General features: G+C 65.9%; 5 protein-coding genes. All 5 read left to right on the top strand.

Annotated elements, in window-relative coordinates:
* The first annotated feature begins 4 nt into the window (after window positions 1-4).
* The 5 genes from DIE02_RS20825 (at window position 5) to DIE02_RS20805 (ending at window position 13,432) form a co-directional block, all read left to right on the top strand.
* Window positions 5-1,480, top strand: coding sequence for a glycosyltransferase (locus DIE02_RS20825; RefSeq protein ID WP_044844075.1), 1,476 nt, complete (start codon window positions 5-7; stop codon window positions 1,478-1,480).
* Between the two features lie 1,105 nt (window positions 1,481-2,585).
* On the top strand, window positions 2,586-3,371 hold the full coding sequence (locus DIE02_RS20820; protein WP_044844076.1) for an SDR family oxidoreductase: 786 nt from the start codon (window positions 2,586-2,588) through the stop codon (window positions 3,369-3,371).
* Window positions 3,325-4,905 (top strand): LTA synthase family protein, encoded by a 1,581-nt coding sequence (locus tag DIE02_RS20815; RefSeq protein ID WP_124529702.1) that lies wholly within the window; start codon window positions 3,325-3,327, stop codon window positions 4,903-4,905. The genes DIE02_RS20820 and DIE02_RS20815 overlap by 47 nt, the downstream gene beginning before the upstream one ends.
* 2 nt (window positions 4,906-4,907) lie before the next feature.
* Complete coding sequence (locus DIE02_RS20810; protein WP_124529700.1) at window positions 4,908-12,521, top strand: type I polyketide synthase; 7,614 nt, start codon at window positions 4,908-4,910, stop codon at window positions 12,519-12,521.
* A complete protein-coding gene (locus DIE02_RS20805; protein WP_124529766.1) occupies window positions 12,518-13,432 on the top strand; it encodes a UDP-3-O-acyl N-acetylglycosamine deacetylase in 915 nt (304 codons plus the stop codon). Before DIE02_RS20810 ends, DIE02_RS20805 begins: the two co-directional genes overlap by 4 nt.
* Window positions 13,433-13,450: the final 18 nt, after the last annotated feature.

The following is a 13,450-nucleotide window of genomic DNA, read 5'->3' as shown; positions in this document are numbered from 1 at the left end:
CACGATGCTCGCGCTGCTTTCCTATGCTGCCCAGCTGGTGTTTCTGCTGGTGGTGCTCTACTTTGCGCTGTACGTGCTGCTCGAACTGCGCGTGCTGCTGATTTCGCGCAAGGTCGAACGGCGCAAGCTGACCGACCTGGCGCAGCCCGTCCGGATTTCCGAAAACGGGTTTCATCCTCGGGTCAGTGTGCTGCTGCCGATCTGCAACGAGTCCGAGGTGGTCGAGCGGCTGATCGACGCGGCCTGCCGGCTGACCTATCCGCCGAACGAGATCGAGATCCTGGTGCTCGACGACTCGTCGGATGCGACGACGAAACTGGCACGGGCCAAAGTCGATCGCTACGCCGCCGACGGAATCAACATCCGGCTCGTCAAGCGCCAGTCGCGAACGGGCTACAAGGCCGGCAATCTGGTCAACGGCATCCAGCAGTCGTGCGGCGAGTTCTTTGCGATCTTCGATGCGGACTTCGTGCCGCCGGCGGATTTCCTGCTGAAGACCATTCCGTGCTTCACCGATCCGAAGCTCGGTTTCCTTCAGACCGGTATCGGCTACGAGAATCGCGACGCGTCGTTTTTGACGCGCTTCCAGGCCATGGAAATGGGTCACCAGCAGTACGTGACGGTAGGGCTGAGCGAGGACGGCGACATGGCTTCGCTGAGCGGCAGCTCGTGTGTGTGGCGCAAGGAGTGCGTCGATGCACTGGGCGGCTGGAATGCGTCGACGGTCACCGAAGACGTGGACCTCGGCTATCGCGCGCAGTTCGGTGAATGGAAATACGCGTATCTGCGAGAGGTCGTTTCCATGTCGGTGCTGCCGGAGACCATCAGCGCGTTTCGCATTCAACGGGAACGCTGGGGGCGCGGCCTGATCCACAGCGGGTTCAAGCATGTCGGGCAAATGTTGTCGCAAAGCATGCCGCTGATGAAGCGGATGCACGCGATCTCGGTGATGTTCTCGTCCGTGCTGCTGGCTTCGATCTATGTGCTGATCCTGCTCAGCCTGCCGTTGACCTGCCTGGTGCATTTCGACGGCGAAGGTATTCATCTCGGCGCATTCGTCTTTTTTGTACTGGTGGCAATCTGGGCGCTTGCGAATGCGTTCGGTTCACGCAAGGGCGCGAGATTCGACGACAAACCGAGTGTTCTGAAAACCGTATGGGATACCTACCTTTATATCGCGATGTTCTTGCCGATGGCCTGGTATTACTTTGCGGGGGGCGTGCGCGCCGTTTTCGGCGTGTATAGCGGTTTTCATCGCACACCAAAAGGAAAGGAAGCCTATCGTTCCACGATGCCGCGTATCAATGCAGTCCTGCTGGCCGGAGAAATCGCCACGTTTTCCTATTCGCTCGTGACGATTTTGCTGGCGATTCAGAAGAAGAACTACGTTCTGATTCCGCTCAACGTAACGGTTTGCGTCGGCTTCGGGATGGTTCTCTATTGGTCGTGGCGAGAGCGCCGTGCCCGTGAGCAATCGTGATTTCAAGGTGCGCGCAGTCGAATCGGTCCAATTGACGGGCGAGAATTGCCGATTCGTTAAGGGCACCTTCCTTTCTTCCATGTGGCCTGCGTAAAGAAATTGTCAGCATCGAAAGCAACCTCAATGTTTGCGCGACGAGGGAACGCGCAATAACAATCGATACCGTAAGACGAGTTCCGCAGACCGCTGATGCACTGACCGGCCGCTCGATCCGCCGTGGGCGGCCCATTCATTTTTACCGAGGGCGCGGCCGTCCGGTTGCGCTCGCTTCGCCGGTCTGACGCCGGTCGAAGACGCTGCCTGACGATCTCCATACATAGTTCAGCGAACCAAGCGAGTCGAAGGATCATCAAGATTTGCAAAGAACATTCGAGGAATTCTATCCGTCCCAATTGGACGGAGCAGAATGCCACCAGACAGCCTTTCGTCGAACTCGCCAGGTCGGAGGGTATGTCTGACAAATAGCCGGGAGAACTTTAAGAATTGCTTGCGGGATGCCCGCATGCTGTCCGCCGCGCGGTGCCGCGCGCATCGGTTATCTGCGCGATTAAAGCATCCTGAGGATCGGTCGCGACCGGACGGTCAGGAGAGCGGTTCGGCATTTTTTTCCGATATTTGTACTTCGGGAACCGGTGTGCGGCCGGTACTTGAGGATTGCAGGCAGCGCGAGTTTCTACCTTTGCATGGAGCAGGACCGCCGGCGCATGTCTGATGTAAGCGGTTGTAACACGCAAGGTTTTACTCGAATATTAATATTGATGTATGATCGCGTCGGCGCGTTGTAAGCTTGTGGCCAACTGCCTTTCGCGCCGCGCAAATTTCCATGTGGTTGCGTTCGCTGCATGGTCCGCACATTTTTTCGCAACCCTGATTCGGGCGATCGCACGTCGTCACGTCGATGTGCGATATCAGTGCGTGGCATGTTGCGGGCGTAGTCAAATCATACGAAATAATCAAACGCAATAAATCGACAATGTTGTCCGCTGCTTGGTCGAAATATCAGGCAGCGCTTGGCGCTTGGAGATCGATAACCAGACGGCCGCTGAAAAACAATGTTCGTTTAAAACGATGGAAAAACAGCAATATTCGCAACCGGGGAGGGCGGGTGAGCGCAAACGGGCCACGAGCAATCGTGATAACCGGCAGTAGTGCCGGGCTTGGGCGCGCGCTGGCATTGAGTTATGCCGCGCCCGATATCACGCTGGGGTTGATTGGCAGAAATTCGGCACGGCTGGAATCCGTCGCTGCAGAATGCCGCGCGCGCGGCGCCCGCGTCGTGATCGGCTGCATGGACGTGCGCGATTCGGCCGCCGTCCAGGACTGGATGATCGATTTCGATACGCGATACCCGATCGAATTGATGATTGCGAATGCAGGCGTCGCCAGCACGCTGCAGTCCGCCGACGACTGGGAGCACATGGCGCGTACCGCCGACGTCGTCGATACCAACCTGTACGGCGCACTCCATGCGGTGCTGCCGGCCATCGACCGGATGCGCATGCGCGGGCGCGGACAGATCGCGGTCGTCAGCTCGCTCGCCGCATTGCGGGGCATGGCCATCTCGCCCGCCTATTGCGCGAGCAAGGCGGCGCTGGTCGCCTACTGCGATTCCGTGCGCCCGATCCTCGCACGCGAGGGCATCGGCCTGTCGGTCGTGATGCCGGGTTTTGTCCGCACGGCAATGAGCGACGTCTTCCCGGGCAGCAAGCCATTCATGTGGAGTGCGGACAAGGCCGCCGGATACATCAAGAAGCGCCTCGCGCGACGCCGCGTGGAAATCGCCTTTCCGTTCAGTCTTGCCTTCGGCATCAAGTTGCTGCGCCTGCTGCCGGCGACGCTGGCGGATGCCATTCTCGGTCGTCTGTCCTACCTCCCGCGCGGGAAGGCGTGACGTGCTGCCCGGATTCGCGTTCGCGGCTGCCGCAGCCGCACTCTCATTTCTCGTAGAGGCCATCGCGTATCCGCGCGCGTCGCTCGTCCGTTCGCCGGCGGCGATCGCACTGCATGTCTGCGCGTTCGCGATCGTGGCGGGCGCGACTTTCGCCGTGACGGCACGGCCGCTTTTCTCGGCATCCGTCGCCCTCGTGCTGATCGGCTTGCTGGCGGTCATCAGCAACGCAAAATACGAATCCCTGCGCGAGCCCTTCGTCTTTACGGACCTGAGCCTGTTCAGCCAGGTATTCGCACATCCGCGTCTCTATCTGCCGTTTCTGAGTGCCGGCAAGGTGCTCGGCATCGCTGCCGCCGTTGCGGTCGCGACGACCGGGTTTCTGCTCGAACAATCGGCCGGCTCGACGGCGCGTAGCGCCGCCGCACTGATCGCGGCCGCTTGCGTGCCGGTTTGCGTCGCGCTGTCGCGTCGCATGCCGCTGACGCTCGACCCGATGGCGGACCAGCGCCGCACGGGGTTCCTCGCGACGTTCGTCGCTTACCTCGTCAACGGGCTGCGGCGCGCGGAACGCAATGCGTTCTTTCGCGCGGTCGATGCCGGGCCATTCTCCGGCGGCCGTCCGGACAGCACGCCGGACGTGATCGTCATCCAGAGCGAATCCTATTTCGACGCGCGCCGTCTCGGCGCAAGCGTGCTGTCGGAGCCTTACGCGAATCTCGATCGCGCCCGCAGCGAAGCATTCATGCAGGGTAGCCTGGACGTTCCCGCCTGGGGCGCCAATACGATGCGCAGCGAATTCGCGATGCTGACGGGTTTGCCGTCGGCGGCGCTCGGCTATTCGCGCTTTTATCCGTACATGTACGTGCGCCGCGCGTGCGCGTCGCTGGCGGGCTGGTTCAAGCAAGGCGGATATCGCACGCTCGCGATTCATCCGTATCACGCCGACTTCTTCGGGCGCGACCGGGCATTCCGGTTCATGCATTTCGACCGCTTTCTGGACATTCGGGATTTCGGCGATGCGACGCGAATCGGGCCGTATATCGGCGACGGTCCGGTGGCCGATGCGATCATCGCGGCCCTCCAGGCGCACGGCGACAGGCCGGTATTCGCATTTGCGATCACGATGGAAAACCATGGCCCGCTGCATCTGGAATCGGTCGGGCCGGGTGAGTCCGAATCGCGGCATACGCTCGGCGACGACGCGCGCTGGCGCGACCTGACCGCCTATCTTCGACATGTCGAGAATGCCGACGGCATGATCGGCAAGCTGACTGATTATCTCCGCATGCGGGAACGACCGACCGTGCTGTGCTTTTACGGCGATCACGTTCCTGCTTTGACTTCGGTGTTCGACGCGCTCGGAACCGAACCGACCAATAGCGACTACTTTATTTGGCGCAACTTCGCGAACGATTTCGGCGAGCAACGAAACGTTCGCGTCGAGAGTCTCGGTGCCGCGATACAGCGCGCGATGGTGCACGTCGATTGCACGCGCGCCGCTTCGCCGACCGGGATGCTGCAGACGCCGGCGTGATGATGGAAAAACGAATTGCAATTATTGGGATAGCGTGCCGCTTTCCCGGTGGGGTCGAGGGACCGGACGACTTCTGGCAACTGCTGTGTGACGAACGCGATGCCGTGACCGCCATCCCACCGGACCGTTTCGGTACGGCGTTCTACCAGCACCCGTCGAAGCGCGAGCCGGGAAAGAGCTACACGTTCGCCGCGGGCGTCGTCGATGACGTCGCGGGCTTCGACGCCGAATTCTTCGGCATCTCGCCGCGCGAGGCCGCGCAAATGGATCCGCAGCAGCGGCTGCTGCTCGAACTCGCGTGGGAGGCGTTCGAGGACGCCGGCGTGCGTCCGGCTGCGATGCGCGGCCGCGACTGCGGCGTGTTCGTCGGTGTGGCGGGCATGGATTACGGCAACCGCAATATGGACGACATGAACACGATCGATCCGTATTCGGCAACCGGCAACACGCTCAGCATTGCGTCGAACCGCGTGTCCTACCTGTTCGACCTGCGCGGCCCGAGCATGTCGGTCGACACCGCATGCTCATCTTCGCTCGTCGCGCTCCATCAGGCGGTCCGGGCGCTGCAGTCGGGCGAGACCGCGATGGCGCTGGCCGGCGGCGTGAACCTGCTGCTGCACCCGTTCGGATTCGTCAGTTTCTCGAAGGCGTCGATGCTGTCGCCGCGCGGCCGCTGCCGTGCGTTCGACGCGACCGGCGACGGCTACGTGCGTGCCGAGGGCGGTGCGTTCGTGCTGCTCAAGCCGCTCGATCAGGCGCTGGCCGACGGCGATACGATCCACGCGGTCATCGCCGGATCGGGCGTGAATTCGGATGGCCATTCGCATGGCGGCATCAACGTGCCGGCCGCGGCGACGCAGGCGGACCTGCTGCGCGCCGTGTATCGGCGCGCTGGCATCGATCCGCGCACGCTCGCGTATCTCGAGGCACACGGAACGGGCACGGCGGTCGGCGATCCGATCGAGGCGCGTGCGTTGATCGATGCGGTGTCGGGCGGCCGGCCCGAATCCGATCCGCTGCTGATCGGTTCGGTCAAGACCAATATCGGGCACCTCGAAACGGCATCGGGAATGGCAGGCCTGCTGAAGGCGGTGCTGTGCCTGAAGCATCGTGCGGTGCCGCGCTCGCTGCATTTCGATACGCCGAATCCCGGCATTGATTTCGATGGCGGCCGCTTGCGCGTGGTCGATCGATTCACGCCGCTCGAGCGCGGCGAAGCACCGCTGACGATCGGCATCAACTCGTTCGGCTTTGGCGGCACGAATGCGCACGTCGTCATCACCGAAGCAGCGGCACCCGCGCCCACCGCACAGTCGGCGGCAAGGATCGATGCACCGTTGCCGCCGCTCGTCCTCACCGCACGTTCACCGGTTGCGCTGGCGGCCGTCGCTGCGCGCTATCTCGCACGTCTGCAGTCGGGTGCCGACTGGGCCGCACTCGCGGCCGCCGCCGCACGGCGTCGCCAGTGGCTCGAGCATCGCGCGGTCATCGCGCCGGCAGATCGGGCCGAAGGGCTGGCCGCGCTCGCCGCACTTGCCGAGCCGTCGGCGCGCGGGCTGCCGGCGTGCGCGGTGCAGGGGCAGGCCGTCGAAGGCGACGCGCCGGTCGCGTTCGTCTATGCGGGCAACGGCAGTCAATGGGCCGGGATGGGCAAGCGGCTCTATGGCGAGGACGCCGTGTTTCGCGCGGCACTCGACGAAGTTGATGCGCTCTGGCGTGCAGACGGCAACGCGTCGCTCGTCGAAGTCATGTGCGAAGGTGTCGACGCCGCATGGCTTGCCGCGACCGAGAACGCGCAGCCGCTGTTGTTCGCGATGCAGGTCGGCATCACGCGTGTGCTGACCGCGCGCGGCATCCGCTTCGACGCGGCAGTCGGCCACAGTGTCGGCGAGATCGCCGCGGCCTGGGCGTCGGGCGCACTCACGCTCGTTGAAGCCGTGCGCGTGATCCGGATCCGCAGCGGGGCACAGGGTCTCACGCGTGGCGCAGGCAGGATGGCGGCGGCCGGCATCGGCGAAGCCGCGGCGCGCGACTGGATCGCGCGTCTCGATCTCGCCGCAGCGATCGAAATCGCGGGTGCCAACAGCCCCGACTCGGTCACGCTCGCGGGTTCGCAAGCGGCGCTCGACGCGCTCGGCGCGGCGCTTGCGGACGCGGGCCATTTCTACCAGATGCTCGACCTTGACTACGCGTTCCACAGCAGCCGCATGGACGCGATCGAGCCGGTCGTGCGCGACGGGCTGGCCGATCTCGCGCCGCGCGAGACGCATACGCGATTCGTGTCGACGGTGACCGGCGACACGCTGCCGGGCACCGCGCTCGACGCGGGCTACTGGTGGCGCAACATTCGCGAGCCGGTGCGTTTCGGCGACGCAATTTCCCGCCTGGCCGACGATCGCGTGCGCGTGTTCGTCGAGATCGCGCCGCACTCGATCCTGCGCACCTACGTGAAGCAGACGCTTGCGGCGCGCGTTGCGCCTGGCGTCGTCGTGCCGACGCTCAAGCGCCAGCACGATAGCGCGGAGATGCTCGCCCATTCGATCCTGTCGGCGGTTGCGCAAGGCGCGCGCGTCGATCTCGACCGCTTCGTGCCCGACGCGCCGCACGCCGCTCTGCCGACCTATCCGTGGCAGCGTGAGCGTTACTGGCTGGTGCCGAGCGTCGAGGGTTACGGGCTCGTGAACCGCCGCGTCGATCATCCGCTGCTCGGCTATCGCCTGCACGAGCATGCGTTCGCCTGGGAGAACCAGCTCGATCCGCAGCGCGTGGCGATGCTCGCCGATCACGTCGTCGACGGTGGCGTCGCGTTCCCCGGTGCCGGTTATGTCGAAATGGCGCTCGCGGCGGCGCGCACGTTCTTCGGGACGCCGGATGTGGCCATCGAGAACGTCGAGATCCGCATGCCGGTCGTGTTCCAGCCGCAGCACGCGAAGTTGTTCCGGTTCGCGATCGACGTGCGCACCGCGTCGTTTACGATCGAGACGCGCGACCGGATGACGGACGGCCCGTGGAACCTGAACGTGACGGGGCGCCTGCTCGAAAGCGGCAATACGCTCGATGCGGACAGCATGCCGGAGGCGTCCGTGATCGCCCGGCTGCAATCGCGTCCGGCGCTATCCGGCGACGCGCTGTATGCGGGCACGGCGGCGATCGGCCTCAGCTACGGCCCAGCGTTCCGCTGGGTGCGGTCGCTGTGCGTGTCGGGCGACGAGGCGCTTGCCGAGCTTGAGGTGCCGACGGCCCTGGCCGACGCGTGTGCGCGGTCGGACTATCTGCTGCATCCCGCGCTGATGGACAGCGGTTTCCATCCGCTGTTCGCGGTGCTGGGGCAGGCCGGCGCCGCACCGGACGATGCGCATGCGGCATTTGTTCCGGTCCAGATCGGCCGCGTCGATTTCCTGAGCGGCGAATCGATTCGTCGCGTGCTGGCGCGCATTCACCGCCGCAGCCCGCATTCGATCGTCGCATCGTTCGAATTCATCGATGCCGACGGCAGGATCGTCGCGCGCCTTGCCGCGTGCCGCTTCCGTCGCGTCGATCTGGCCGGGCGCCGTCACGGCGCGCCGGCGCGCTTTGCCTACGTGCTCGAGGCGCGGCCGCTGCCGGGCGGTTACACGGCCGCGGCACTGCCACAGCCGGGTATGCTCGTCGAGCGTGCGAACGCGCATGTCGCGGCGCGCGAAGACCACGCGCGCCGCACGCAGCATCTGACCGAAATGCTGCCGCTGCTCGACGTGCTCGCCGGTCTGCATGCGCTCGACGCACTGGATGCGCTTGGCGTCTTCGCCCAGCCGGCGCTGCCGATGGGCACGCACCCGCAACAGGTCGCGCGACTGGCGGAGATCGTCGTCGAGGACGGGCTGGCCCGTTTCGACGGCGATCGTCTGGTTCGCGATGACGAAGCCTGCGCGGCGATGCCCGCGCGCGACGCGCTGTGGCGCGACGTGCTGGCGGCATCGCCGGCACATGTCGCCGAACTGACGTTGCTGGTGCACGTCGGCGCGGCGTTGCCGCGCGTGCTGAGCGACGCGTCGTCCGAGGGCGCGCTGCTGTCGTCGACCGGGCGCAGTCTGGTCGAGCAGTTCTTCGATGCCTCGCCGACCTGGGCGCATGCGCGTGCGCTGCTCGCCGCCTGCGTGACGCAGGCGATCGCAGCGTGGCCGGATGCACGGCGCTTGCGTGTGCTGGAGATCGGTGCCGCGAGCGGCGACGTGCTGCAACCGCTCGACGTTGACGTGCCGGCCGGTCGCTGCGAATACCTGCTGGCAGGTACGCAGCAGCAGCTCGCCGGGTTCGATGCAGAAGCGCACGCGCAGGTACGAACGCTGGCGTTTGCGACCGACGCGCCGTTGTTCGCGCAATGTTGCGATACGACGCCGTTCGACGTCGTGATCGTCAACCGGATGCTGGGCGATCACCCGGATCCGCTCGCCGCGCTGACGGCGATCACCGAACGGCTCGCACCGGGCGGGCTCGTCGTCGTCGCCGAGGCGCGACGCAGCCGGTTCTCCGACATCGTGTTCGGCACGGCCGGTGGCGAAGTTGCCGCCGGTACTTACGGCGCGCTGGCGCCCGCCGCGATCGAGTCGATGTGCGAACGCGCCGGACTGGTCGACGTGGTGCGCGATACCGAACAAGGCCTCGATCTCGAGGGCATGCCGACGTTCGTCGTCGCGCGCAAGCCGGTTGCCGACCAGCAAACGGCCGGTGCATCGCGGGACGAGGATCGTATGCGGTGCATGGCGGAGCGTGGTGGCGCGCACTGGCTGATCGTTCAGGAGAATGACGATGCGTTCGGCATCGCCCTGGCGGGCGAACTCGAGCGACTGGGTTGCCGCGTCGAGTCGACAGGAGTGCGCGACGCCGCTGGATGGTCGGCGCGTCAGCCGGCCGAGCATCCGGCGCATGTCGTGTTCGTGGCGCCGCTTGCATCGCTCGACACGGCCGACGGTGCGGCCGTGATGCGCGCGCAGCACGGCGGCGCACTCGCGCTGGCGTCGCTCGTGCGCGATCTCGAGGCAGCCGGCGCGACGGCGCGCGGTCGGCTGTGCGTCGTGACGCGCGGCGGTGCGTTGTTTGCTGCCGGTACGTCGTCACATCCCGAACATGGAACGTTATGGGGCCTCGGCCGCGTGATGGCGAACGAGTATCCGACGCTGCCGATCCGTTTGATTGACGTCGATCAGGCCGTCGAACGACCGGCGCTGCAGCTTGCGATGGTACTGCTCGGCGACGATGGCGAAGAGGAAGTGCTGCTGGCGCCGCAGGGCCGCTACGTGCCGCGCATGCTGCCGGCTGCACAGGCGGCCGAGCGCGACAACGCGCTGCCACCTGCATCGGACCACCCGGGAGCACGGCTCGCATTCGACATGCCGGGTTCGTTGCGCAACCTCGAATGGTTCGCGATGCCAGCACACGATCTCGCCGCCGGCGAGGTCGAGATCGAGCCGATGGCGACCGGGCTCAATTTCCGCGACGTGATGTATGCGATGGGGCTGCTGTCCGACGAGGCCGTCGAGACGGGCTTCGCGGGAGCGACGATCGGCATGGAAATGTCGGGGCGCGTCGCCCGGGTCGGCCCGGACGTCGACGGTTTTGCGCCGGGCGATGCGGTGCTGGGTTTCGCGCCGGCATCGTTTGCGACGCGCGTGGTCACGCGGGCAACCGCGATTGCACGCAAACCCGACACGATGTCGTTCGAGGAGGCCGCCACGGTCCCGACGACATTCTTCACCGCGTACTACGCATTGTGCGAACTGGCGCGGCTGCGACGCGGCGAGCGCGTGCTCGTGCACGGCGGTGCGGGCGGGGTTGGTATCGCGGCGATCCAGATCGCGCGGCATCTCGGCGCCGAAGTCTTCGCGACCGCCGGCAGCGACGAGAAGCGCGAGTTCATTCGCCTGCTCGGCGTCGACCGCGTGTTCGATTCGCGCAGCCTCGCGTTCGCCGACGAGATCCTCGCGCGCACGCACGGCGAAGGTGTCGACATCGTGCTCAATTCGCTCGCCGGCGAAGCGATGGTGCGCAGCATCGATACGCTGCGTCCATTCGGCCGTTTCCTCGAACTTGGCAAGCGCGACTTCTACGAGAACAGCCAGATCGGCCTGCGGCCGTTCCGCAACAACATCAGCTATTTCGGCATCGACGCCGATCAGCTGATGGGCGTGCTGCCGTCGCTGACGACGCGACTGTTCGAGGAAGTGATGGACCTGTTCTCGGGCGGCGTGCTGCATCCGCTGCCGTACCGCGCGTTCCCGGCCGCGCGTGCGGAGGAAGCGTTCCGCTACATGCAGCAGGCGCGCCAGATCGGCAAGGTGCTGGTCACCTATCCGTCGGGCACGCCGGTACCGACGCGCGGCGTCGCGGTGCCGACCCTGCGGCTCGACCCGCAGGCGGCGTACCTGATCGTCGGGGGCACCGGCGGGCTGGGTTTCGCGACCGCGCGCTGGATGATCGAGCGCGGCGCACGGCACCTGACACTCGCGAGTCGCGGTGGCGCACTGGGCGCCGCGATGCAGGCGGAGGCCGATCGCTGGCGCGACGCGCTCGGCGCGCACGTGTCGGTCGCACGATGCGACGTGACCGACAGCGCAGCGCTGGAAAGCCTCATCGACGAGATCGAGCGTCGCGGGACGCCGCTCAAGGGTGTGCTGCATTCGGCGATGCGGATCGACGACGGTCTGCTGCGCAACGTCGATGACGCGCGCTTTGCGGCCGTGCTCGAACCGAAGGTGGCCGGTGCATGGAACCTGCATCGCGCGACGCGGCGATGCGCGCTCGATTTCTTCGTCGTGTACTCATCAGCGACGACCTATCTCGGCAATCCGGGGCAGGGTGCATATGTGGCCGCCAACGGCTTCCTCGAGGCGCTGGTCGCACATCGTCGCGCGGCGGGGCTGCCGGCGATGTTCATGGCATGGGGGCCGATCGAGGACGTCGGTTTCCTCGCGCGCAACGCCGACACGCGCGAGGCGTTGCAGTCGCGGATCGGCGGTGCGTCGATCACGTCGGACGAGGCGATGGCCGCACTCGAACGCGCGCTTGTGCAAGGGAGCGCCGGCGAAGCGGTCGTGCGTCTCGACTGGGGCGCCATCTCGCGCGGCATGCCGGCCGCACACGCGCACCGTTACGCGGCATTGCAAACGGGTGGGGCGGCCGAGGCGTCGAGCGAGGATCGCGTGTTGCTGGAGCAATTGCGAACGTTGTCGGCGGCCGAGGCCGTCGCGCTCGTCGAGACGGCGCTCCGCGGCCAGATCGCGCGGATTCTGCACATGTCGCCGGAGCGCGTCGATGCCGGCCGGTCGGTGCTGGATCTCGGAATGGACTCGCTGATGGGCATGGAGCTCGGCATGGCCGTCGAGGAGACCTTCGGTGTCAAGCTGTCGATCATGGCGATCGCGGAAGGCGCGACGGTGCATACGCTGGCCGAGCGCATCGTCGAGTTGCTCGATACGCAGGGCGGCAACGAGAACGTCGCGGCAGCGGACGAGCTGGCCGATGCGCTGGTCGCGAGGCATGGGCTGGGCGACGAGGCGCGCGCGACACTCGCACGCAATCAGGATCACGAAAACCAGAGGGCAGCAACATGCAAATCGACGCCGGTGCATGCCGGGTGAAAGCGCCGCAAGGATGGCGGGCCAGCGAAGGGACGGTCGCCCGCCCGGTGACGATGACCGGACATGGCCTGCACACCGGGCGCCGGGTCCAGGTGCGGATACTGCCCGCAGCCCCGTCGGCCGAACGGCACGGGATCGTATTTCGCCGCATGCGCGGCGAGCATGAACTGGGGAGGCTTGCCGCCGGCCCGGCGGTGCGTCGTGCACAACCGCTCTGCACGATGCTGCGAGCGGACGACGGCATGGGCGTGCGTACGGTCGAGCACCTACTCGCGTCGCTGCTGACCTGTGAGATCGATCACGCGATCGTCGAACTCGATGCGGAAGAAGTGCCGATTCTCGACGGTAGCGCACGGCCCTGGATCAACGCGATCGCCGCCGGCGGCCGAGCCGAGTTGCAGCGTTCGAAGCGCTTCCTCCGGGTGCTGAAACCGGTGAGCGTGGCCGACGGCGAAGGTGCGTCGCGGCGCGAATTGCGCGTCGCGCCCGCCGAGCGCTACGAATTCAGCGTGCGCGACGATCTCAAGGGGTTCGGCGATATGCAGTGGGACGGCGAGCTCACGCCGGGGACGTTTGCCAGCGAGATTTCGTCGTCGCGTTCGTACGGACGGATCAAGTGGGCCGTGCCGGCAATCGCGGTCGGTTATCTGACGGGCACGCCGATCCTGCGTGGCGCACGACCGTCGTGCACGGCGTCGATCATCGGCAATCACGTGATCGGCGGGCTGCGTGCGCCCGACGAATTCGTGCGTCATCGCGTGCTCGATCTCGTCGGCGACCTTGCGCTCGCGGGTTCGCCGCTGCTCGGGCGTGTCATCGCACATCGCCCCACCCACGAAATGAACTACAGACTCCTCAGCGCGCTGCTAGGTACGCCCGACGCGTACGAATGGGTCGACGTGTCCGCGTAATGCGGACGCAACGCACGG

Source organism: Burkholderia sp. Bp8991 (assembly GCF_003853795.1).
In the GTDB taxonomy this organism is placed as follows: Bacteria; Pseudomonadota; Gammaproteobacteria; order Burkholderiales; family Burkholderiaceae; genus Burkholderia.
This window is presented reverse-complemented; position numbering and strand designations above follow the sequence as displayed.